Here is a 23,255-nt window from a genome sequence, read left to right as displayed (position 1 = left end):
GGAGATCCAGAAGGAGTCCCGAAAGGACGATGGGGATCGAGTCGGACAAGCGTGCGGCAACTCCTGACAACTCGCCGACTTTCGCCGCCTCCGACTCGCTTAATCGGTATTCATTGAGAGCCTGGGCAATTATTCCCATAATTCCTCGCCGATTTAAACTGCGGGTTTTGGCATTACGGCGAAAAACGTATCCCGTTGACGATCTTTCCGTCAACAATCGATTTCGGACAGCGACTCCCCCTGTTAACGGGTCCGGCATTCGGGCGATACCGCGCGAATCTCGCCCACGTTGAGAAATCACCACAATCCATACCGCCCGGTAAGGGGCGTGAGCGAGGTTGATCCTGCCGATCGACCCGCTTGAGCTGCTCCTATGGCGCCAGGTGTCCGGAAGGTGAACGTCCGGATTGTCCCGCTACGGGTCTGCGAGGTGGGCGCGCCGGCACTCGCGTGAGCCCCTCGAAGGTCATTTCGCGCCACCGAGCCAGGGGGAATAAGGGTGCCTTAGGGGCTGTGACGGCGGCCACAGGGCGGCATCGCCCCGTGTTCCCCTTAAGCCGTCCGGACAGTCCTAGCTTCTGCGGTCGAAGCTGAAGAGCTGACCCGCCGCGTCCGGCGCGCACGGGGCCTGCGCCAGTCGCGCCCAGGCCGCCGAGCGGTCACCGACGACGGTGACGCAGCTGCCGGACGTGGCGGAGCCCGCCGGGACGATCCGGTAGCCCTCGACGGGGGTGCCGTACGGCTCCAGCGTGAACTCCTCCACCCGGCTCGGGTCGCCGCACTCGGAGTCCTCGTACGCGGCGTCGGGTATCCGGCCGCCGGAGGGTATGCCGGAGCAGCCGGGGCCGTAGTCCGGGTGGTCCGAAACGATCCTCCACCGGTCGCCGCCGGTCTCCTTCAGCGAGTAGAGCGGCACCTTCGCGTCGGGGCACGGCGCCTGGTGGATCTGCCCGGAGCGCGAGCCGCGCCGCTCGCCGAGGCACAGGTCCTGGCCGATCACCCGGATGCGTACGTCCCCGGCGGCGGGCGCGGTGAGGATACGGGGCGGGTGGGCGCCGTGCCCGTCCCGCAGGACGGCGACGACGCTGACGCCGGCGAGTACGAGACCGGCCAGCGCGACCGACGCGACGAGGGCGCGCCGTATACGGGACCGGGGTCCCGGCCGCAGGGCGTCGGGGGCGCCGTCCGGGGGCGCAGCCGACGCCCCGGGCCAGACGACCGAAGGACCGGCGGCGGGGGCGGGCGCCTGGGCGGAGTCGGGCCCCGCCACCGAATCGGGCTCCTCCGCCGACTCGGCTCCGCCCGCCGGCTCGGCGCCCTCCCCCAGGTCGGCTCCGTCCCCCGGCTCGACTCCCTCCCCCAGGTCGGCGGCGCCGGGCTCGTGCACCCCCCGTACCGCGAGCTCCTTCCGTACCGCCTGCCACTCCGCAAGGCCGCTCGACCCCACCCCGCACGCGCGGAGGAAGGAGACCAGGAGCTCCTCGCGGGGGACGGTGGCGCGGGCCAGCATGTTGGCGACGGTGGACCGGGGCAGGACCTCGCCGCGCGCCTCGGCCCGGGCCGCGAGTTCGCGGTACGTCAGGCCGGACCAGTCCTTGAGCGCCTGGAGGCACGCGACGAACTCCGCGGCGTTCCGTACCTCCCGCGGGTCGGGTGCCCGTTCCGCCGCCATCATCCGCGTCTCCCTCTTCCACCGGACAGGGTTGGGACATGTCCGGGACAAGCCTCAAGCCTTGTTGATCTCGCGCTCCGGCTCAAGAGTGGAACTCGGCATTTCCGGTGGTGATGCCATTACGGACGAGTGGCCCCGACCCTCCACGGGGGGAGTGTCGGGGCCACTCGGGTGTGTCCGGGTCCCGGAGCGGATCCGGGACAGGCCGGGACGCAGGTCCCGGCCGGAAGGACATGCGGAAGGATGTTCGGAAGGGGAGGGCGTCCGGAGGACCGGTCAGAAGACCGACTCGGCCTCGCGGATGCGGTCGTCGGGCACCGTCTTGAGCCGCGTCACGGCCTCGGCCAGCGGCACCATCTCGACGCTCGTGCCGCGCAGCGCCGTCATCCGGCCGAACTCGCCGCGGTGCGCCGCCTCCACCGCGTGCCAGCCGAAGCGGGTGGCGAGCACCCGGTCGTACGCGGTCGGCGTGCCGCCGCGCTGGACGTGGCCGAGGATGACCGGCCGGGCCTCCTTGCCGAGGCGCCGCTCCAGCTCGACGGCGAGCTGGTTGCCGATGCCCTGGAAGCGCTCGTGACCGAACTGGTCGATCTCGCCCTTCTTGTACTCCATCGAGCCCTCGGCCGGATGGGCGCCCTCGGCGACGCAGATGACGGCGAACTTCTTGCCGCGCGCGAAGCGCTCCTCGACCATCTTGACGAGGTCGTCGACCTGGAAGGGGCGCTCGGGGAGGCAGATGCCGTGCGCGCCGCCGGCCATGCCGGACTCCAGCGCGATCCATCCGGCGTGGCGGCCCATCACCTCGACGACCATCACCCGCTGGTGGGACTCGGCGGTGGTCTTCAGCCGGTCCATGGCCTCGGTGGCGACGCCGACGGCGGTGTCGAAGCCGAAGGTGCGGTCCGTGGAGGAGATGTCGTTGTCGATGGTCTTCGGCACGCCGACGACGGGCATGCCCGCGTCGGAGAGCATCCGGGCGGCGGTCAGGGTGCCCTCGCCGCCGATCGGGATGAGGACGTCGATGCCGTACTGCTTGGCCAGGTCGGCGGCCGACTCGGCGGCCTCGCGCAGCCGGTTGCGCTCCAGGCGCGCGGAGCCGAGGATCGTGCCGCCGCGGGCGAGGATGCCGCTCACGGCGTTGAGATCGAGGGGTCGGTAGTGGCCGTCGAGCAGGCCCTTGAACCCGTCCTCGAAGCCGATGACTTCGTCGTCGTGGCCGGTCAGCGCCCGGTGCACGACCGACCGGATCACTGCGTTCAGGCCGGGGCAGTCGCCGCCTGCGGTGAGAACTCCGATGCGCATCGTGCTGTGTCTCCTGCTCGGTCGCGGTCCAGATGAGCCACGGCAATTCTCACACGGCGGACCTGACGGGGACGCTCGACGCTGCTCCGCGCGTCCCTCGCGGAGCCTTCCCGGAGCCCTCCCGGAGCCCTCCCGGAGGCCTTTCGTCCCGGGATTCCGGGCCCTTCGTCCGGCGGGCGACGTAACCAGCCGCGGGGGTATTGTCAAGGGGGTAATGCCGCCCTTTCGGGGGTTTCCGAGGACCGCGGATTGACGCACGGACCGCGCCGGTGCCGTGGGGCACCGCCCGGCCCCGTCCCCCGGAGAGCCCCGTTCCGCAGGACTGGACAGGAGACCACGGCGTGACGCGCAGCGTGTACGTGACCGGGATCGACCGCGGTGACGGCCGCCAGGTCGTCGAGCTGGGAGTCATGGAGCTCCTCACTCGTCAGGTGGACCGGGTGGGGGTGTTCCGCCCGCTGGTGCACGACGGCCCCGACCGCCTCTTCGACCTGCTGCGGACCCGCTACCGCCTCTCGCAGGACCCTTCGACGGTCTACGGCATGGACTATCACGAGGCCTCGGACCTCCAGGCCGAGCGGGGCACCGACGAACTGGTCTCGCAGATCGTCGACCGTTTCCACGCCGTCGCCCGCGACTACGAGGTCGTCCTCGTCCTCGGTACCGACTTCGCGGCCACGCAGCTCCCCGACGAGCTCGCGCTCAACGCCCGCCTGGCCAACGAGTTCGGCGCCTCCGTCATCCCGGTGGTCGGCGGCAAGGGCCAGCCGTCGGAGTCCGTACGGGCCGAGGCCCGCAACGCCTTCCGGGCGTACGACGGACTCGGCTGCGACGTGCTCGCGATGGTCGTCAACCGGGTCGCGGGCGAGGACCGGGAGATCATCGCCGAGCGGCTCTCCGCCCGGCTGCCCGTGCCCTGTTACGTCCTGCCGGACGAGCCGGCACTCGCCGCGCCCACCGTCTCCCAGATCACCCACGCGCTCGGCGCCTCCGTCGTCCTCGGCGACGACGCGGGCCTCGGGCGCGACGCCCTGGACTTCGTCTTCGGCGGCGCGATGCTGCCGAACTTCCTCAACGCGCTGACCCCGGGCTGTCTCGTCGTCACCCCCGGGGACCGGGCCGACCTGGTCGTCGGCGCGCTCGCCGCGCACTCGGCCGGCACCCCGCCGATCGCCGGCGTGCTGCTCACCCTCAACGAGCGGCCCAGCGAGGAGATCCTGACCCTGGCGGCCCGGCTCGCGCCCGGCACCCCGGTCATCTCCGTACCGGGCAACAGCTTCCCGACCGCGACCGAGCTCTTCTCCCTTGAGGGCAAGCTGAACGCCGCCACCCCGCGCAAGGCGGAGACGGCCCTCGGCCTGTTCGAGCGGCACGTGGACACCGCGGACCTGCTCAAGCGGATCTCGGTCGCCCGCAGCGGCCGCGTCACCCCGATGATGTTCGAGCACGAACTGCTCGAACAGGCGCGCGCCGACCGGCGCCGGGTCGTGCTTCCCGAGGGCACCGAGGAGCGCGTGCTGCGCGCCGCCGACGTCCTGATCCGCCGTGACGTCTGCGACCTGACGCTGCTCGGCGACGTCGAGACGATCCGCAAGAAGGCCGCCGACCTGAGCGTGAACCTGGGTGACACGCAGCTGATCGACCCGCAGACCTCGGAGCTCCGCGACTCGTTCGCCGAGAAGTACGCGGCGCTCCGCGCCCACAAGGGCGTCACGGTCGAGCTCGCGTACGACGTCGTCTCCGACGTGAACTACTTCGGCACGCTGATGGTGCAGGAGGGGCTGGCCGACGGCATGGTCTCCGGCTCCGTGCACTCCACGGCGGCGACGATCCGCCCGGCCTTCGAGATCATCAAGACGAAGCCGGAGGCGTCGATCGTCTCCTCGGTCTTCTTCATGTGCCTCGCCGACAAGGTGCTCGTCTACGGCGACTGCGCGGTCAACCCCGACCCGAACGCCGAGCAGCTCGCGGACATCGCCGCCCAGTCGGCGGCCACCGCGGCCCGCTTCGGCGTGGAGCCGCGGATCGCGATGCTCTCGTACTCCACCGGCACCTCGGGCTCCGGCGCGGACGTCGACAAGGTGCGCGAGGCGACGAAGCTGGTCCGCGAGGCGCACCCGGAGCTGCGGATCGAGGGCCCGATCCAGTACGACGCGGCGGTGGAACCCTCCGTCGCCGCCACCAAGCTGCCGGACTCGGAGGTGGCCGGGCAGGCGACCGTGCTGATCTTCCCCGACCTCAACACCGGCAACAACACCTACAAGGCCGTGCAGCGTTCGGCCGGCGCCGTGGCCGTCGGCCCGGTGCTCCAGGGTCTGCGCAAGCCGGTGAACGACCTCTCGCGCGGCGCGCTCGTCAGCGACATCGTCAACACGGTCGCCATCACGGCGATCCAGTCCCAGGTCCCCTCCCAGGGTCAGGAGCTCGAAGCATGACCGCCACCCCCACCCACACCCGTGTCCTCGTCCTCAACTCCGGCTCGTCGTCGGTCAAGTACCAGCTCCTCGACATGGCGGACGGCAGCCGGCTCGCGCTCGGCCTGGTGGAGCGGATCGGCGAGGAGACCTCCCGTCTGGTGCACACCCCGCTCCAGGGCGGCGGAGGGGAGAAGCGCGAGAAGAACGGTCCGATCCCCGACCACGCGGCGGCGCTGAAGGCGGTCGCCGAGGAACTGGCGGCGGACGGCCTCGGCCTGGACTCCCCCGAGCTGGCCGCGATCGGTCACCGGGTGGTGCACGGCGGACTGCGGTTCACCGCCCCGACGGTCGTCGACGACGAGGTGCTCGCGGAGATCGAGCGGCTCGTGCCGGTCGCCCCGCTGCACAACCCGGCGAACCTCACCGGCATCCGTACGGCGATGTCCCTGCGTCCGGACCTGCCGCAGGTGGCGGTCTTCGACACGGCCTTCCACACGACGATGCCGGAGTCGGCGGCGCGGTACGCGATCGACGTGGCGACGGCGGACGCGTACCGGATCCGGCGGTACGGCTTCCACGGCACCTCGCACGCGTACGTCTCGCGCGAGACGGCGAAGCTCCTCGGCAAGGCGCCCGAGGAGGTGAACGTGATCGTGCTGCACCTGGGCAACGGCGCCTCCGCCTCGGCGGTGGCGGGCGGCCGGTGCGTGGACACCTCGATGGGCCTGACGCCCCTGGAGGGCCTGGTCATGGGCACCCGCTCGGGCGACATCGACCCGGCGGTCACCTTCCACCTCAAGCGGGTGGCGGGCATGGACGACAGCGAGATCGACGGCCTCCTGAACAAGAAGTCCGGCCTCGTCGGGCTCTGCGGCGACAACGACATGCGGGAGATCCGCCGCCGGGTGGACGAGGGCGATCCCGCGGCGGCCCTCGCCTTCGACATCTACATCCACCGGCTGAAGAAGTACATCGGCGCCTACTACGCGGTGCTCGGCCGGGTGGACGCGGTGGTGTTCACGGCGGGGGTCGGCGAGAACGCGGCCCCGGTGCGGGAGGCTGCCATCGCGGGCCTGGAGGAGCTGGGTCTCGCCGTGGACGCGGACCTCAACGCCGTACGTTCCGACGAGGCGCGGCTGATCTCTCCGGACTACGCGCGGGTGGCGGTCGCCGTGGTGCCGACCGACGAGGAGCTGGAGATCGCGCGGCAGAGTTTCGCGCTCGTTTCGCGCTCGGCGAGCTCGAACGAGTGAACGCTTGAGCGGGCCCGCGCCCATTTGTACTTTCCGCCAGTCGGAATATTCCGCAGTGAAACAAACCGATAGGATCCGCCTCATGCGCCGTTCCAAAATCGTCTGCACGCTGGGCCCCGCCGTCGACTCGTATGAGCAGCTGAAGGCTCTCATCGAGGCCGGTATGAACGTGGCCCGATTCAACTTCAGCCACGGGTCCCAGGCAGAACACCAGGAGCGGTACGACCGCGTCCGGCAGGTCTCCGCGGACACCGGGCACGCCGTCGGCGTACTCGCCGACCTCCAGGGCCCCAAGATCCGCCTGGAGACCTTCGCCGAGGGTCCGGTCGAGCTGGTGCGCGGTGACGAGTTCACCATCACCACCGAGGACGTCCCCGGCGACAAGTCCATCTGCGGCACCACCTACAAGGGTCTGCCCGGCGACGTCTCCAAGGGCGACCAGGTCCTCATCAACGACGGCAACGTCGAGCTGCGGGTCGTCGAGATCGACGGCCCCCGGGTCAAGACCGTGGTCATCGAGGGCGGTGTCATCTCCGACCACAAGGGCATCAACCTGCCCGGCGCGGCCGTCAACGTCCCCGCCCTGTCGGAGAAGGACGTCGACGACCTCCGCTTCGCGCTCCGCATGGGCTGCGACATGGTCGCCCTCTCCTTCGTCCGCGACGCCGACGACGTCAAGGACGTCCACAAGGTGATGGACGAGGAGGGCCGCCGGGTCCCCGTCATCGCCAAGGTCGAGAAGCCGCAGGCCGTCGAGAACATGGAGGCCGTCGTCGCGGCCTTCGACGCGGTCATGGTGGCCCGTGGCGACCTCGCCGTCGAGTACCCGCTGGAGCGGGTCCCGATGGTGCAGAAGCGCCTCGTCGAGATGTGCCGCCGCAACGCCAAGCCGGTCATCGTCGCGACCCAGATGATGGAGTCGATGATCACCAACTCCCGGCCGACCCGCGCCGAGGCGAGCGACGTCGCCAACGCGATCCTGGACGGCGCGGACGCGGTCATGCTGTCGGCCGAGTCCTCGGTCGGCGCCTACCCGATCGAGACCGTGAAGACGATGTCGAAGATCGTCACCGCGGCCGAGGAGGAGCTGCTCTCCAAGGGCCTCCAGCCCCTGGTCCCCGGCAAGAAGCCGCGCACCCAGGGCGGCTCCGTCGCCCGCGCGGCCTGCGAGATCGCCGACTTCCTGGGCGGCAAGGCGCTGATCGCCTTCACCCAGTCCGGCGACACGGCCCGCCGCCTCTCCCGCTACCGGGTGCAGCAGCCGATCCTCGCCTTCACGACGGACGAGAACACCCGCAACCAGCTCACCCTGAGCTGGGGCGTCGAGTCCTTCCTCGTCCCGTTCGTGGAGACCACGGACGCGATGGTCGACCTCGTGGACGCCGAGCTCCTGAAGCTCCAGCGCTACAACGAGGGCGACACCATGATCATCACGGCCGGCTCGCCCCCCGGCGTCCCCGGCACGACGAACATGGTCCGCGTCCACCACCTGGGCGGCGGCGAGCACGCCTGACGCCCCGCTCGATTCGCATACGACTGTGGGCCGCACCCTGGAGACGGGGTCGCGGCCCACAGCCGTATGTCCCCGGCGGTCTCCGTACCATCGGGGAGAACATCCGGTCGGCATGGAGAGGTTCGAGGCCCATGGCGGATGCCGAAGTGTCCCCCGGACTCGAAGCGTCTCCCGCACTCCGGGAGGCCGTACGACGGCTGGAGGCCCTGACCGGCAGGGTCGTGGCCGACATGGCCGACGGCCACGCCCGCTGGGAGCTGTACCGGGCCGCCCTCGCGTCCGATACGGCGCGGCCGCACCTGCTTCCCGCGGTCGCCGCGGAGACGGACGCCGCCCTCGCCTCGGCGGTCGTCGGCGACGCTCTGGAACGGGTGCCCCGCGCCGAGCGTGCCTCCTGGGTGCGGGCTCTCGCCCCCACGGCGCGCGCCTTCAGTGAGCGCCGGGCCCGCGAACTGGGAACCCTGGAGGACCTGCTGTCCGGGGCGGGTGCACCGACGCCGGGAGCCGAGCTGATCGACGGCTGGAGCGACTGGCTCCAGCTGCGGATCGCCGCCGAGGTGTCCGACGAGTCGCTGCTGCGGCTCCTCGCCGCGACGGGCCGTACCAAGCGCGTCCGTCGCACGGCGGCCGGGGCACTCGGCTGACGGTGCCGCACGACGGCCTCCCCTCCCGTGTGGGAGGGGAGGCCGTCGCGTGCGGCTCCCGGAGGAGTACAGAGATCAGTTGGGCTCGATCGTGTTGCGGAGGCCCGGGACCTTGAGGGTGCCGCCGAACTGGCCCGCCTGCTTGAGCTTCACCTGGGTGAAGAAGGCGAAGGGGACGTCCAGCGGGGGCGGGGACTCCGGGCCGAAGGTGATCGGGATGAGGCCGAAGAGGTTGCCCTTCAGCTCCTCCGTGTACATGGTCACCGTGCCGTCGGTGATGGTCGATGTCGAGCCCTTGTCGGAGCGGACGTGACCCGTACGGCCCTCCGAGTGGACCGTCAGCTGGTGGAGGTCCTTGATGTCGACACCGCTCGCGGTGAACTTCAGGACCTTCTTGATCTTGCCGCTGCCGGTCTTCACCTCGACGATGCCGTGGTACTTGAGGCCCTTGAGGGTGAGGAGCGTGCTTTCCAGGCGCCACGGCTCGTCCGGGAGCAGCGGGATGCCCGGCTCCAGTTCGGCCGCCGCGAGCGCCTCCGGGTCCAGCTCGGGGCACGGGAAGCGCGGCTTGGCGCCGTCGGGTATGGACTCGTCCTTTTTGGGGTCGAGGCCCTGGGCGCTCTCCGGGAGCTCCTTGACGGTGACGCCGGCCTTGTCGGCCGCCTTCTCGATCGCCTTCTTGGTCGCGTCGGCGGCCGGGTCGGCGGTCGCCTTCGGCTTGGCGGGCGCGGTGGCGGTCGCGGTGGGGGGCGCGGTGGCGGTGGGGGTCGCCTTCGCGGTGGCGGTCGCCGTCGGTGAGGCGGTCGCGGTCGGCTCGTCGGCGGTCGCGGGCTTCTGGACCGGGGCAGCCGTCGTCGGTGCAGCCGTCGTGGCCGTCGGCTTCGGGTCCGGGCCGTCGAAGAGGTCCTTGATCGCGTCGCCCACGCCCAGCGGGTCGAGCGGGTTCGTCGACTTCGTGGGGACGGGTGTGGCCGTGGCGGTAGCCGTGGCCGAGGGGGTCGCGTTCGCCGCCGACTCCCGCGTCTGCTGCGTGGTCGCCTGGCCGGTCTCCGTCGCGGTCGGCGTCGGGGTGGCGGTCGGGGTCGCCGTCGCCGAAGCCGTGGCCGTGGGGCCGGTCGTCGCCGTGGCACTCGGGCTCACGGTCGCGCTCGCGGTCGCCGAGGGGGTCGCCGTCGGCTTCGCGCTCTCCGTGGGCTTCGCCGTGGCCGTCGCCGTCTCCTCCGGAGTCGGCTCGTCCGAGCGGGTCACACACGGGCCGGGCGCGAAGGGGATGTCCTTCTCGTCGGCGAGGGCGAGCTTGGGCGTGAGGCCCATGCCCACGAACACCGCGGTCGGCATGGCGGCCAGCGCCATCGCCTTGCCCGCGGGGCCCTGGATCCTGTTCAGCAGCGACTTGCGCGGGGCCGCGTGCCGCGGGCCCTCCTTCGCGAGCGCCGACTGAGTCTCGTCACCCCGCACTGTTCCTCCCGCCATTGGCGTCGGTCATCGTTTCGGTCGCCGACTCGTACGTCTCGCGCTGCTCCGGGACACCGGCCGCCACGACGACCTCGGTCTCGAGCTCGGCGCCGGCCTCCTCGGAGGCCTCAAGCTGACCGTCGTGCTGTGCGTCGTCGTCGGTCTCCTCGACCGGGGGCGCGGGCGCCCACGCGGCGGACATGCCGCCTCCGATCAGGGAGAACAGGAACCCGATGACCAGACCGCCGAAGTTCGACACCGGGATGGAGACCAGCGCCAGGACGATCGTCGCGACGCCCGCGAACACCCGGACGACGGGCTGGAACCACATCGTGAGACCGAGCGTGATGAGCAGGACGCCGATGATCAGCGCTCCCGCTCCGGCGGTCGTCTGCATGGCGAGCGTGGCGTTGCCGAGCCGAAAGTCCCCGTACGGGAGATAGGCGATCGGTACGCCGCCGATGATGGTGAGCAGTCCCGCCCAGAAGGGCCGGGTCTGTCGCCAGACCTTGAACCGGTTCTCCTTGGGGACTTCGCGGGAGGCGGGGATCTCGGCGCTCATGGAAACAGCTCCCTGGAAGCGGTGTTGCTGAGAAGGTGAAGAAGGTGGTGCCGTCGGCCGGAGCGGGTGGGGCCGTACGGGACGGCCCACACCCTCCGGACCGGGTCAGTCCTTGAAGCACTCCTGCGCCGTGCCCCTGTGCAGCGACAGGTTCAGGTTCGGGAGCTTGAAGGTGGCGGCGGTGGTCGCCCACGCCTTCTGCTCGACGTCGTTCAGCACCGCCTCCTCGGCGCGCTGACCGAAGCCGAACGGGTTCGCCTTCGTGTTGGGCTGGATGCCCGGCTTGCCCGGGACGGGCTTGCCGTCAGGGCCGTGGTTGAGCGCACCGGCCGCGACGCCGATGTCGATGTTCTTGAACTCGGCGTTGGTCTTGAGCGAGGAGACATCGAGGTAGATGTCCTCCGCGTAGACCTTGTCCTTGCCGGTACCGGCCGTGAGCCTCAGCGTGACGTCACCGACGAACGGCACCTTCGGCGTCACCACCGACTGGCACATGTCGGTGATCCAGGCCTTCGAGAAGCCCGAGACGGCGACCGGGGCGGCGAAAGCGTTGCCCTCCAGGTCCTTGCCGCCGTTGACGCTGCCGTACTGGACGAAGTCCTCGCCGACGAGGCTCTTCGCCTTAACCTTGAATTCCTGGCCGGAGATGCTGAAGGACGCGGCCAGCGCACCCTGGGCCAGACCGACGCCGATCGCGGCCGTCGCGGCCACGCTCGGGACCATGACGACGGCGAAACGCTTCCATCTGGTACCGCCACGAACCTGGGACTTCATGAGAATTCCTCCTTCTCGGACGTACATCTCCGGAAGGGCCGGGGGGCCCGTCCCGGGATGGGAGAAGAGCTACGTCCTCGGGAAGGGAAGCACCGAGGCATCAGGCGGCGCGATGCGCGTCCGAATCACCGGCGATCACCCCCGAGCGACAACCATGAGCCACGCTGTGCGCGTGGCCGGGTTGGACAGGCCCCGTTCGGTGAGAGCGGGAACCCCCCTGTCCACGGCCGGCGCCTGGGGCACCGGCCCGCCCGGTGGGGACCCTCGCCGCGTTCCCGGTTGGTTGCCGGGGTCTGCGGTTCGGACCGAGCGTCGCCGATCGTGGTCGATTCCGGGCCGTCGCACAAGGGGGTTCGTTACTGGCTAGTAACGGGTGGATAACCGGGGCATGGCGGGGCGGGGCCGAACGGGCACACAGGGTGCGGTCGGGTGATACGCAATATCAGCAGATCGCCGGATGAAGCCGGACAGAATCATCGGCTCGATTTACTGCAAGTAACAGCGGCCGCGATTACCAAGTTTTGGTAAAGCGCGGCCGCTGTTCGTCGCTGTGTCGCCAAATCGTCGGACGATCCGGCGGGTGGGGAACACCCCGGGGCGAGATCTCAGAAAAGCACCCGGGCGAGGGACTGGCGGGCCGCCGTCACGCGCGGGTCGTCGACGCCGATCACCTCGAAAAGCTCCAGGAGCCGCAGCCGCGCCGCGTCCCTGTCCTCGCCCACCGTGCGGCGCACGGTCTCCACGAGGCGCCCGAAGGCGTCCTCGACATGGCCGCCCACCAGGTCGAGGTCGGCGGCGGCGATCTGCGCGGCGACGTCGGCCTGGTCGTCCGCCGCGTTCTTGCGTACGACGGCGGGGTCGAGGTCCTGCACCCGGGCGAGGAGCTCGGCCTGGGCCAGGCCCAGCTTGGCCTCCGGGTGGGCCGGGTCGTCGGCGAGCACGTTCTTGTACGCCTGGACGGCGCCGGCCAGGTCACCCGCGTCGAGCGCGGACATGGCCGCTTCGAGGAGGGCGTCGTACGGGCCGGCCGGGCGCTCGGCGACGGCCGGGCCGTCGCCGTCCGCGTCGCCGGCCACGGCGATGCCCGTCAGACCGAAGCGCTCCTCGCCGACCTGGATCAGCTGGTCGAGGGTCTCCCGGATCTGGGCCTCGGGCACCGCGCCCTGGAAGAGCGGCAGCGCCTGGCCGGCGACCACCGCGAAAACGGCCGGAATTCCCTGGATGCCGAACTGCTGCATCAGCATCTGGTTGGCGTCGACGTCGATCTTCGCGAGCAGGAAGCGGCCGTTGTACTCGACGGCCAGGCGCTCCAGGAGGGGGCCGAGCTGCTTGCACGGCTCGCACCACTCGGCCCAGAAGTCGAGGACGACGGGGACCTCGGCGGAGCGCTGGATGACATCGCGCTCGAAGCCGGCCTCGTCGACGTCGATCACCAGGGCGGAGGGGGGCACCGCGGCGGAACCACCCTGCCGGGCGGCCTCGGCCCGGACCTGCTCCGCCTTGGCCTTGGCCTCTCCGGCCGCCTTCACCGCGGCGAGGTCGACGACGCCGCTCATGGACATGTTTCGGGGCTGCATGCGTACATCCTCCCCCTTCCGCGCGCGTAACCGGTAAGTCATGGCTGAACCGTGCCGCCCGGGGGTCTCCCGCCGGTGTACGAGACGCCCGGGCGACACGGTTCTTCGTCTTCGTTCCGCACCGGATCCCCACCCGGTGCACCGCCGGGTCCCCACCCGGCACATGGTTGTCGCTAGGGCCGCTCAAAGCCTTTCGCTACAGGTCGTAGCGTAACTCTCCGGGAGGATCGGCGGGGAGGGCGCGGCAGCGATCCGCTCGGTGAACTGCCTCACATCCCGCGCCTCTGGCGCCGTACCTACCGACGGGTATGGTCGACGTCCATGTGCAGCAGTACCCCCCGCAACAGCCGTACCGGACGCCCCCGCTCCACCGAGGCCGACGCGGCCATCCTGGAGGCGACCCGCGCCGCCCTGGTCGACCTCGGCTGGTCCAAGCTCACGATGGGGGACGTCGCCGGCCGCGCCGGGGTTGCGAAGACGACGCTCTACCGCCGCTGGGCCAACAAGAACGAGCTCGTGGTGGACGCCGTGGCCGTCCTCTTCGACGAACTCGAACTGCCCGACCTGGGTTCCCTCCAGGCCGACATCGAGCATGTCGTCCTCCAGTTCGCGGCGCTCCTCGAACGCCCGGAGACCAAGACTGCCCTGATGGCCGTGGTGGCCGAGTCGACCCGGGACGAACCCCTGCGCGAGCGTATCCGCGCCTCGATAGTCGACCGCCAGAAGCGGCTCGTCCTGGCGGGCCGCCGGCGGGCGCAGCAGCGCGGCGAACTCCCTTCGGACCGCGATCCGGTGGCCGTGGACGCCACGGACGACCTGATCTTCGACGTCATCGCGGGCGCGGTCGTCCACCGCGCCCTGGTGAGCGCCGAACCGGTCGACGAGGAGTGGGTGAGCCGCCTTTCGGCCCTCCTGGTGGGAGGCCTCGGCGCGGTGGCGGCGCTCGGCTGAGGCGGCCATCGACTCAGATGGCCATCGGCTGAGGCGGCCATCGACTGAATGGGGCGGCGGAAAGTCGCGGGCGCGGGCCACCGGCCGACCCCTACCCTGACCGCCGTGACGACTCACCTCACGGACTCCGTCCGCGCCCTGCTCGACGACGTCAACCCTGCCGTGCTGGCCACGATCCAGCCCGACGGCTCCCCGCAGACCTCGGTCGTGTGGGTCGGCCGCGACGGCGACGACCTGCTGATCTCCAGCCAGGACGGCCGCCGCAAGATCAAGAACATCCGGGCCGACGCCCGGGTCAGCCTCACCGTCCACGACCGCCGCGACGCGCTCCTCTACGCGGAGATACGGGGTACGGCGACGGTCTCCGAGGACACCGGCCGCGCGCTGGCCGTCGCGCTCGCGGAGAGCTACGAGGGCGAGGGCGCCGGCCAGGAGTACCTGGAGCTGCCGCCGGAGGAGGTCCGGGTGGTGGTCCGGATCACCCCGACGAAGATCCTGGGCACGGCCGCGAAGTAAGTCAGGTCTCGCGGCGAACGACAAGGGCGGTACGGGGATTCCCGTACCGCCCTTGTCGTCGTATCGGTGCCTCAGAGGCCCGGAGGCCGGGAAGGCCGGAGGCTCGGAAGGCCGGGGGCTCGGAAGCCCGGCGCCTCGGAGGCCCGGAGGCCCGGAAGCCCGGCGGCCCGGAAGCCCGGCGGCCCGGAAGCCCGGCGGCTCAGAAGCCCGGGGGCTCCGTGTAGATGCCCCACTCGTCGCGCAGGGCGTCGCAGATCTCGCCGAGGGTGGCCTCGGCGCGTACGGCCTCCAGCATCGGGACGATCATGTTCGAGCCGTCCCGGGCCGCCGCGAGCATCGCGTCGAGCGAAGCGCGGACCTTGGCGTCGTCGCGGCGCGCCTTGCGCTCGCCGAGGACCCGGACCTGCTCCCACTCGACCTCGTGGCTGACCCGCAGGATCTCCAGGTCGCCGGTGACGGAGCCGTGGGCGCAGTTGACGCCGACGACCCGCTTCTCGCCCTTCTCCAGGGACTGCTGGTACTGGAAGGCGGACTCGGCGATCTCGCCGGTGAACCAGCCGTCCTCGATCCCGCGCAGGATGCCCGAGGTCATCGGCCCGATCGGGTGCTGCCCGTCCGGGTGGGCGCGGCGGCCGCGCTCCTTGATCTGGTCGAAGATCCTCTCGGCGTCGGCCTCGATGCGGTCGGTGAGCTGCTCGACGTACCAGGAGCCGCCCAGCGGGTCGGCCACGTTGGCCACGCCCGTCTCCTCCATCAGCACCTGCTGCGTGCGGAGCGCGATCTCGGCGGCCTGCGCGCTGGGCAGCGCGAGCGTCTCGTCCAGGGCGTTGGTGTGGAGGGAGTTCGTGCCGCCGAGGACGGCGGAGAGGGCCTCGACCGCCGTACGGACGACGTTGTTGTACGGCTGCTGGGCGGTGAGGGAGACACCGGCGGTCTGGGTGTGGAAGCGGAGCCACTGCGCCTTGTCGGTCTTGGCGCCGTAGACCTCCTTCATCCAGCGCGCCCAGATCCGGCGGGCCGCGCGGAACTTGGCGATCTCCTCGAAGAAGTCGAGGTGCGCGTCGAAGAAGAAGGAGAGGCCGGGGGCGAAGACGTCGACGTCGAGGCCGCGCGAGAGACCCAGCTCCACGTAGCCGAAGCCGTCGGCGAGGGTGTACGCGAGCTCCTGCGCGGCCGTCGCCCCGGCCTCGCGGATGTGGTAGCCGGAGACGGAGAGCGGCTTGTACGCGGGGATGCCCTGCGCGCAGTGCTCCATCAGGTCGCCGATGAGGCGCAGATGGGGCTCGGGCTCGAAGAGCCACTCCTTCTGCGCGATGTACTCCTTGAAGATGTCGGTCTGGAGCGTGCCGTTGAGCAGGGCCGGGTCGACACCCTGGCGCTCGGCGGCGACCAGGTACATGCAGAAGACGGGCACGGCGGGCCCGGAGATCGTCATCGAGGTGGTGACGTCGCCGAGCGGGATGTCCTTGAAGAGGACCTCCATGTCGGCGGCGGAGTCGATGGCGACACCGCAGTGGCCGACCTCGCCGAGCGCCTTCGGGTCGTCGGAGTCGCGGCCCATGAGGGTCGGCATGTCGAAGGCGACGGAGAGGCCGCCGCCGCCGGCCTCCAGGATCATCTTGTACCGCTCGTTGGTCTGCTCGGCGTTGCCGAAGCCCGCGAACTGGCGGATGGTCCAGGTCCGGCCCCGGTAGCCGGTCGCGTGGAGTCCCCGGGTGTAGGGGTACTCGCCGGGCCAGCCGATCCGCTCGAACCCCTCGTAGGTGTCGCCGGGCCGGGGCCCGTAGACGGGCTCCACGGCGTCGCCGGAGAGCGTGGTGAAGTCGGCGTCCCGCTTGCGGGCCTTGTCGTAACGGGCCTGCCAGCGACGGCGGCCTTCCTCGATGGCGTGAGCGTCCATGCACTCGAATTTACTAGGACGTCCTAGTAAATGTCGATGGGAGACCGCCGTACGCATGCGTACGGCGGTACCCGACCCGTCCCCGTCAGGCCTTGACTGCGGCCGGGGAAGCGCCCGTGACCAGCGGCGACGTCTCGCGGACGACCTTGCGCTCGACGAAGAAGGCGGCGAAGGGAATCGTCCCGGAGAGCAGCACCCACAGGAGCTTGCCGAACGGCCACTTGGCCTTGGAGCCCAGGTCGAAGGCGAAGACCAGGTAGATGATGTAGAGGACGCCGTGGGTCTGGGAGACCGCGAAGGTCACGTCCTCGCCCATGTCGAACCCGTACTTGAAGATCATGCAGGTGCACAGCACGAGCAGCATGACGGCGGTCACGTAGGCCATGACGCGGTAACGGGTCAGCACGCTGGATTTCATGCCGTCGAGCGTAACGGCACGTTCCGGGCGATCTTCGCGCGGGTCGGCCCTCGTCGAACGCGCGGGTCGGCCCTCGTCGAAGGCGCGGATCAGCTCTCGTCGAAATCGTGCGCGCTCACCCGCAGCGGGCGCAGCATCGCGAAGATCTCGCCGCATTCCTCGGCGTCGTACGCACTGAGCCCGAACTCCATCTCCATCAAGTCGCGGGTCGCGGACTCGACCACCTCGCGCCCCTTCTCGGTGATGGTCGCGAGGGTGCCCCGGCCGTCGTTGGGGTTCGGGCGCTTGTCGACGAGACCGGACTTCACGAGCCGGTCCACCGTGTTCGTCACCGAGGTGGGGTGCACCATCAGCCGCTCGCCGATCTTGGACATCGGCAGCTCGCCCGCCTTGGAGAAGGTGAGCAGGACCAGGGCCTCGTACCGCGCGAAGGTCAGCCCGTACGGCTTGACGACGGCGTCGACCTCCGCGAGGAGGATCTGCTGGGCGCGCATGATCGAGGTGATCGCGGCCATCGAGGGGACCGGGCCCCAGCGCCTCTGCCAGAGTTCGTCGGCGCGGGCGATGGGGTCGAAGGGGAGACTGAGCGGCTTCGGCACGCGTCGACCTTACCCATGGGCCAATGGGCGGTCAGCCCCGTCTCATTTCTCGGTCGCCCCGGAGGCCTTGAGCTCCGCCGCCGCGGCGAGGAGACAGACCGTGCCGACCACGCCCGTGCCCGCGACGACCGTGTGCACCGGGGCGAACTCGGCCGCGATCCCGGCGCCCGCCATGCCGATGCCCTGGACGGTCATCATGCCCGCCGTCATCAGGGTCATGGCCCTCCCCCGCTGCTCCTCGGGGACGGCGACGACGAACCAGGCGTCGAGACCGAGGGTGTACGCGCCGGTGGCGCCCGCCAGGACGAGCGCGACGACCGCGAGGGCGACGCCGGGCTCGGCGGCGTACAGGAGGTACGGGAGGACGCCCGTCACCGCGAGCGGGAGCACGATCCGGGAGCGGGTCGCGGCGGAGAGGAACGAACCGGCGAACAGCTCGCCCGCGATCGTGCCGACCGGCAGCGCGCACATGAGGAGGCCGACGGCGGCGGTGGAGACCCCGATCTCGTCGGCGTAGGGGGCGGCGAGCGCCTCCGGTACGACGGCGAAGAGCGGCGGCACCCAGAACATCAGCATCAGGGCGCGCACGCGCCGGTTCCGCAGGACCGCCCAGGTGCCGGAGAGCCCGCTCGCGGCCGCCTTCCCGGCGGCGCGCGCCGGGCGCCGCACGGTGCCGAGCCGGAGCAGCAGCGCCGAGACGAGGAAGGTGACGGCGGTGACGGCGAGGGCGCCGCGCGGCGGGACGACGGTGAGGAGGACGCCGCCGACGGCGAAGCCGGTGAGCAGGGCGCTCTGCGAGACGATCCGCAGGAGGGAGCGGCCGAGGACGAAGAGGTCGCCCTCGCCGAGGATGTCGGCGAGGGTCGCCATCCGGGTGCCGTTGAAGACGGGCGAGACGACGGCGATGGCGCAGCGCAGGGCGAGCAGGACGGCGACGGGGGTCGCGGGGACGACCATCACGGCGACGCAGGCGGCGCAGACGAGGTCGCAGACGACGAGGATCCGGCGGGGCGGGAGGCGGTCGGTGAGACCGGCGAGGAGGGTGCCGCCGAGGAGGTAGGGGAGGAAGCCGAGGGCGAAGGTGAGGGAGGAGAGGAGCGGGGAGCGGGTGAGGTCGTAGACGAGCACGGTGAGGGCCAGCTCGCTGACGACGACCCCGAGGAGCGAGAAGAGGTGCGCCACGAAGACGAACCGGAACTCCCGCACCCGGAACACGGCCCGGTACCCGGGCCGGTCGGCCGGGACGACGGGCACGCCGGCGGGGGGCTGGGCGGAGGGCGCGGGGGTGGCGGGGGCGCCGGTGACGGGTGCAGAGGTGGTGGGCGCAGAGGTGGTGAGCACAGGGGTGGTGAGCACAGGGGTGACGGGCGCAGGGGCGACGGGCACGGAGGTGGCGGGTGCGGAGGTGGCGGGTGCGGAGGTGGCGGGCACAGGGGTGCCCCGGGAGGCGGGCTTCGGCATGGTCGCAGCGTGCCGTCGACCGGCGTCCCCGCCCTAGACTTTCGGCTCCACACGAATGTTCCGGCGTCTCGGCGTCTCGGCGTTCCGGCGTTCCGACGTTCCGGCGCTCCGGCGCTCCGGCGTTCCGGCGTTCCGGCGTTCCCCGTTCGGCGAGAGGCCCCCCGTGCCGTACCACCTGCGCTTCGGCGAGGCCGACCCGTTGCGGATCCGGTTCGCGATCTCGCCGCTCTGGGAGACGCACTCCGCCGTGCGGGTCCTCGCACGGCCCGGGAAGCAGAGCTACCACCTGCCGTGGCTGCGGCGGATCGCGGGCGCCGCGCGGGATCTCGACCTCGGGCCGCTCCAGCTCCTCATGCCGCTCCGCGGGCACAGCCCGGACTTCCTCTATCCGCCGCCGCTCGGGCCCGTCGCCACCTTCGACGAGGAGATCGCCGCGGTACGGGAGACCGACCCGGCCCTCGCGCTCGTCGACTTCGAGCGGGCGCTCGCCGAGACCCCGGGGGCGGCCGGTACGGAGGAGGGCCGGCGGCTGCTCGCCGATCCGGCCGACGGGGTGCGGCGGCTGACCGTCCTCCTGGAGGCGGCCTGGGAGGCGCTGATCGCTCCCGAGTGGCCCCGGCTGCGGGCGCTCCTGGAGGCGGACGTCGCGTACCACTCGCGCCGGCTCGCGGAGGGCGGGCTCGAACGGCTCCTGGGCGAGCTGCACCCGGCCTTCGCCTGGGCCGCCGAGACCGCCACCCTCCAGGTCGCCTACGCCGGGGAGCACGACCGTCCGCTGGACGGGCAGGGGCTCGTCCTCATGCCGTCGGTCTTCACCTGGCCCGACGTGGTGAGCGGCTTCGATCCGCCGTGGCAGCCGACCGTGGCGTATCCGGCGCGCGGGATCGGCGGGCTGTGGGCCGAGCCCCGGGAGCGCACTCCGGAGGCCCTCGGACGCCTCCTCGGACCGGTGCGGGCGGACGTGCTGTGCACGCTGACGGAGCCGATGGGAACGACGGCGCTGGCCCATCTCCTCGGCCGGGCGCCCTCCACCGTCTCCACGCATCTGTCGGTGCTGCGGGACGCGGGGCTGCTCGCCTCCCGGCGGTACGGCCACCAGGTGCTGTACGAGCGGACGCCCCTCGGGATCGCGGTGTCGCAGCCCGGAACCGACTGACCGTCATGTCACGATGGCGCCGATTGTCCTGAACCCCGTACCCGTCCGCCCGACGTACCCGACCCTGGGGGCCGGATGTCCCGCCGCACCGTCACCGCCGCCGCCCTGACCCTCGTCTCCGCGCTGCTCCTGACCGGATGCTCCGGGGACGAGCCCTCGAAGACGCCGGTCGGCCCGCCCTCCGCGGCCGGTGAGGCCTCGGGCGAGGCGCCGGCCCCCTCCGCCGGTTCGCCCTTCTGGGTCGACCCGGAGAGCGACGCGGCGAAGCAGGTCAGGACGTACGAGGCGCAGGGCAGGACCGAGGACGCCGAGATCCTGAAGCGGATCGCGGAGCGGCCGGTCGCGGACTGGCCGGCCGGGGACGACCCCGTCCCCGAGGTCACGCGCGCGGTCAGGGGCGCGGCGGCCGAGGGCAGGACCCCGGTCTTCGTCGCGTACAACATCCCCCACCGCGACTGCGGGATGTACTCGGCGGGCGGCTCGCGCGACGCGCAGGCCTACCGGAACTGGGTCGACTCCTTCGCCTCCGCGATCGGCGACTCGCCAGCGATCGTCGTCCTGGAGCCGGACGCGGTGCCGCACATCGTGGACGGCTGCACCCCGGCGCAGTACCACGACGAGCGCTACGGGCTGCTCGCCGAGGCGATCGAGCGGCTCAAGCGGCAGCCGCACACAAGGGTCTACCTGGACGCGGGCAATCCGGCGTGGATCGACGACCCGGGCAAGCTGGTGGAGCCGCTGCGCCGGGCGGGCATCGCCCGCGCCGACGGCTTCTCGCTCAACGTCTCCAACTTCCAGACGAACGACACCGTGAAGGGCTTCGGCTCGACGCTGTCGGGGCTGCTCGGCGGCGCCCACTTCACGGTGGACACCAGCCGCAACGGCGACGGCCCCCTCCCCGGTGACCGGGCGGAGGCCTGGTGCAATCCGCCGGGGCGGGCCCTCGGCGTACCGCCGACGGACCGGACCGGGGACGAGCTGGTCGACGCCTATCTGTGGATCAAGCGCCCCGGCGACTCGGACGGCCAGTGCCGGGGCGGACCGGCCGCCGGGACGTGGTGGCCGGAGTACGCCCTGGGCCTCGCCCGCCGCGCCAAGGCGTAGTCACCCGACCACTCCGCTCACTCGACCTGGATCCACTTCGCCTCGCTCGGGATGCCGTTCGCGTCCGTCACGAAGAGCATGTACCAGCCGGGCGGCACGAGCGTGCGGTCCTGCGGTACGTCGACGGTGACCGTCTTCCCGTCCTGCCCCTTCGTCAGGCCGAGCTCCACCGAGCGCTGTTCGACGTCCGTCGTGTGGGTGACGGCGCTGGGCCGCATCAGCCGGGCCTTGACGATCCGCCCGGCGTCGGTGGTCCTGAAGGTGGCGCGGCCGTTCTGGTCGAGCTCCTGCGGGCCCTCCCCCAGGGCGGGCCGGTCGGTGCCCGCCTGGTGGAGGTAGGGCGGGGTGAAGACCTCGATGCGCTGCTCGAACGTACCGAGCTTGGTGTTGTCCTTGTCGTCGAAGAGCGGGTCGGAGCCGAAGGTCGCGACCCGGCCGTCGGGGAGCAGCAGCGCCTCGGAGTGGTAGTTGCGGCCGATGGTGGGTGCCGCGGCCTCGGTGAAGGCGTTGGTCCTCGGGTCGTAGAACTGCGCCTTGAGGATGTCGCTGCCGCTGCGGCCCCGGTACTGCTCGGATCCGCCGCTGGTGAAGACGGTGTCGTCGGGCAGCAGGACGCTGCTGAGGTAGCGGGTGCCCTGCGGGAGCGCGGGCCCGTCGGTGAAGGCGGGACTGTCCTTGGAGAGGTCGACGATCGAGGTGCGGGCGGTGGACTTCGGGGACTCGCCGACCCCGCCGCCGCCGAGGACCATGACCTTCTGGTTCTGGGCGGGCGGCAGCATCAGCGAGGCGGAGGTCTCCAGCTGGTCGGGGTCGGTGAGCCCGCCGAGCTTGGTGAAGGCGTTCTTCTTCAGGTCCCACAGGCCGGGTTCGCGGCCCTTCTCGGCGGGGCCGTAGCCGGCGTTGGAGCCGGTGTAGAGGAGCTTGCCGCCCTGGGTGAGGAAGAGGGACGGGTAGGTGGGGAAGTAGCGGAAGGGGCCCTTGGACCACTTCTTGGTCTTCGGGTCGTAGATCTCGTTGTCGCCGGGGACGACGTCGCCGACGTCGTTGAGCCCGGAGACGGCGAGGACCTTGCCGTCGTCGAGGGTGACGAGGGTGGGGTACCAGCGGGCGTCCTTCATGGGCGCCACCGGGATGTACTTCTCGGCCCGGGGGTCGAACTCGTAGGCGCCCTTGATGCCCTGGAAGTCCTGCTTCTCGGTGGTGAGCTTCTGCGCGAGCCCGTAGACGTCGTCGGCCGCCTCGCCCTTGAGGCCGACGACCTCGTACTGCGCGGCCTCGGTGGTGAGGGCCTGCGGGCCCGCCTTCCGCGCCTCGACGAAGACCCGCGCCTCCGCCGCCGTGACCTTGGTCTTCCACGGCTTCATCTGGCCGCTCTTGAAGTACGAGATCTCGAACTCGCGCTTGGCCTTGGGGACGGTGACGTCGAACTTGGAGACGTACTCGACCCCGGACGGGGAGCGGAAGACGGTGCCCTTCTTGAGGGTGACCGCCTTGTCGGGGCTCTCGTTCTTGACCCGCATGCCGCCGCCGGCCTTCTCGACCCCGCCTTCGAGGACCTCGTAGCGGGCGGTGCCGCCGGCGACGAGCAGCCGTCCGTCGGCGAGCTGCGTGTGACCGGAGCAGAAGAAGTCGACGGGGGTGGGGATCTTCTTGAAGGTGTTCTTCGCGGGGTCCCAGAGGATGGTCTCGAAGGTCCCGGCGTCGAAGTTCTTCTGGTCGTTGCCCGAACCGGCGATCAGCAGCACCTTCCCGGTGTGCAGGAGGGCCGCGTGGATGGCGTTGACGCGGTACTCCTCGGGGACGTCCACCTCCGCCCAGGAGCCGAACTCCTTCTTGTAGCCGGGCTGGGCGATCTTGTACGCGTGGTACTTCTCCTCCGCGAAGGAGACGGCGGCGGGGGCGTTGAGCGCGGCGAGGACCAGGACGGCCCCGCTGCCGAGCAGGGTCTTCTTGAACTTCTTCGACGGCCGGTAGGCCATGG

19 protein-coding genes are annotated in these 23,255 nt (G+C 71.2%); 8 read left to right on the top strand and 11 right to left on the bottom strand.

Translation table 11 applies throughout. The features are described 5' to 3' along the window. Positions 1-571: 571 nt before the first annotated feature. On the bottom strand, positions 572-1,675 hold the full coding sequence (locus tag ACFWWU_RS04575) for a helix-turn-helix domain-containing protein (protein WP_384138868.1): 1,104 nt from the start codon (positions 1,673-1,675) through the stop codon (positions 572-574). Positions 1,676-1,948: 273 nt separating this feature from the next. After that, the gene (locus tag ACFWWU_RS04570; RefSeq protein ID WP_384138866.1) at positions 1,949-2,974 is read right to left on the bottom strand and encodes an ATP-dependent 6-phosphofructokinase; all 1,026 of its coding nucleotides are present in this window, start codon (positions 2,972-2,974) and stop codon (positions 1,949-1,951) included. A gap of 341 nt (positions 2,975-3,315) precedes the next feature. Between ACFWWU_RS04570 and pta the strand changes: the two genes are divergently transcribed. From pta to ACFWWU_RS04550, 4 genes are all read left to right on the top strand, one after another. Continuing rightward, complete coding sequence (gene pta, locus ACFWWU_RS04565) at positions 3,316-5,409, top strand: phosphate acetyltransferase (RefSeq protein ID WP_384138863.1); 2,094 nt, start codon at positions 3,316-3,318, stop codon at positions 5,407-5,409. Next, positions 5,406-6,644 (top strand): acetate kinase, encoded by a 1,239-nt coding sequence (locus ACFWWU_RS04560; RefSeq protein WP_384138861.1) that lies wholly within the window; start codon positions 5,406-5,408, stop codon positions 6,642-6,644. The genes pta and ACFWWU_RS04560 overlap by 4 nt, the downstream gene beginning before the upstream one ends. An 82-nt stretch (positions 6,645-6,726) precedes the next feature. Next, a complete protein-coding gene (gene pyk / locus ACFWWU_RS04555; RefSeq protein ID WP_384138858.1) occupies positions 6,727-8,157 on the top strand; it encodes a pyruvate kinase in 1,431 nt (476 codons plus the stop codon). Positions 8,158-8,288: 131 nt separating this feature from the next. Next, the gene (locus tag ACFWWU_RS04550; RefSeq protein ID WP_384138856.1) at positions 8,289-8,801 is read left to right on the top strand and encodes a hypothetical protein; all 513 of its coding nucleotides are present in this window, start codon (positions 8,289-8,291) and stop codon (positions 8,799-8,801) included. Between the two features lie 75 nt (positions 8,802-8,876). On the opposite strand, the gene ACFWWU_RS04545 is transcribed toward ACFWWU_RS04550, so the two are convergent. The 4 genes from ACFWWU_RS04545 to ACFWWU_RS04530 form a co-directional block, all read right to left on the bottom strand. Further along, positions 8,877-10,259: a hypothetical protein gene (locus tag ACFWWU_RS04545; RefSeq protein WP_384138853.1), complete on the bottom strand. Its 1,383-nt coding sequence runs from the start codon at positions 10,257-10,259 to the stop codon at positions 8,877-8,879. Next, positions 10,249-10,818, bottom strand: coding sequence for a DUF6114 domain-containing protein (locus tag ACFWWU_RS04540; RefSeq protein WP_384138850.1), 570 nt, complete (start codon positions 10,816-10,818; stop codon positions 10,249-10,251). The genes ACFWWU_RS04545 and ACFWWU_RS04540 overlap by 11 nt, the downstream gene beginning before the upstream one ends. Positions 10,819-10,923: 105 nt before the next feature. Further along, positions 10,924-11,592: a DUF6230 family protein gene (locus tag ACFWWU_RS04535; RefSeq protein ID WP_384138847.1), complete on the bottom strand. Its 669-nt coding sequence runs from the start codon at positions 11,590-11,592 to the stop codon at positions 10,924-10,926. Between the two features lie 605 nt (positions 11,593-12,197). Beyond that, positions 12,198-13,169, bottom strand: a complete 972-nt coding sequence (locus ACFWWU_RS04530) for a tetratricopeptide repeat protein (RefSeq protein ID WP_384138844.1) — start codon at positions 13,167-13,169, stop codon at positions 12,198-12,200. Positions 13,170-13,490: 321 nt separating this feature from the next. On the opposite strand from ACFWWU_RS04530, the gene ACFWWU_RS04525 reads away from it, so the two are divergent. Further along, the gene (locus ACFWWU_RS04525; RefSeq protein WP_384138842.1) at positions 13,491-14,120 is read left to right on the top strand and encodes a TetR/AcrR family transcriptional regulator; all 630 of its coding nucleotides are present in this window, start codon (positions 13,491-13,493) and stop codon (positions 14,118-14,120) included. Between the two features lie 96 nt (positions 14,121-14,216). Next, the gene (locus tag ACFWWU_RS04520) at positions 14,217-14,636 is read left to right on the top strand and encodes a PPOX class F420-dependent oxidoreductase (RefSeq protein WP_384139562.1); all 420 of its coding nucleotides are present in this window, start codon (positions 14,217-14,219) and stop codon (positions 14,634-14,636) included. Between the two features lie 199 nt (positions 14,637-14,835). On the opposite strand, the gene ACFWWU_RS04515 is transcribed toward ACFWWU_RS04520, so the two are convergent. The 4 genes from ACFWWU_RS04515 to ACFWWU_RS04500 form a co-directional block, all read right to left on the bottom strand. Beyond that, complete coding sequence (locus ACFWWU_RS04515) at positions 14,836-16,536, bottom strand: methylmalonyl-CoA mutase (RefSeq protein WP_384138839.1); 1,701 nt, start codon at positions 16,534-16,536, stop codon at positions 14,836-14,838. A gap of 85 nt (positions 16,537-16,621) precedes the next feature. After that, positions 16,622-16,954, bottom strand: coding sequence for a DUF3817 domain-containing protein (locus ACFWWU_RS04510; RefSeq protein WP_384138837.1), 333 nt, complete (start codon positions 16,952-16,954; stop codon positions 16,622-16,624). A gap of 89 nt (positions 16,955-17,043) precedes the next feature. Continuing rightward, the gene (locus tag ACFWWU_RS04505) at positions 17,044-17,553 is read right to left on the bottom strand and encodes a MarR family winged helix-turn-helix transcriptional regulator (RefSeq protein ID WP_384138834.1); all 510 of its coding nucleotides are present in this window, start codon (positions 17,551-17,553) and stop codon (positions 17,044-17,046) included. 42 nt (positions 17,554-17,595) lie between these two features. Further along, entirely contained in the window at positions 17,596-19,014 is a 1,419-nt protein-coding gene (locus ACFWWU_RS04500; protein ID WP_384138831.1) for an MFS transporter, read from the bottom strand. 163 nt (positions 19,015-19,177) lie between these two features. On the opposite strand from ACFWWU_RS04500, the gene ACFWWU_RS04495 reads away from it, so the two are divergent. Both ACFWWU_RS04495 and ACFWWU_RS04490 read left to right on the top strand, forming a co-directional pair. Continuing rightward, positions 19,178-20,170: a DUF5937 family protein gene (locus ACFWWU_RS04495; RefSeq protein WP_384138829.1), complete on the top strand. Its 993-nt coding sequence runs from the start codon at positions 19,178-19,180 to the stop codon at positions 20,168-20,170. Positions 20,171-20,245: 75 nt separating this feature from the next. Then, positions 20,246-21,274 carry a glycoside hydrolase family 6 protein gene (locus tag ACFWWU_RS04490; protein WP_384138826.1) on the top strand — a complete coding sequence of 343 codons (1,029 nt, stop codon included), beginning with the start codon at positions 20,246-20,248 and terminating at the stop codon, positions 21,272-21,274. Between the two features lie 17 nt (positions 21,275-21,291). Here the strand turns inward: ACFWWU_RS04490 and ACFWWU_RS04485 are convergent, their stop codons facing one another. Beyond that, on the bottom strand, positions 21,292-23,253 hold the full coding sequence (locus ACFWWU_RS04485; protein ID WP_384138823.1) for a galactose oxidase-like domain-containing protein: 1,962 nt from the start codon (positions 23,251-23,253) through the stop codon (positions 21,292-21,294). Positions 23,254-23,255 lie beyond the last annotated feature (2 nt).

Source organism: Streptomyces sp. NPDC058650 (genome assembly GCF_042717315.1).
Taxonomy (GTDB): domain Bacteria; phylum Actinomycetota; class Actinomycetes; order Streptomycetales; family Streptomycetaceae; genus Streptomyces.
Note: the sequence above shows the minus strand (reverse complement) of the source record. Positions and strands in the feature narration are given on the sequence as shown.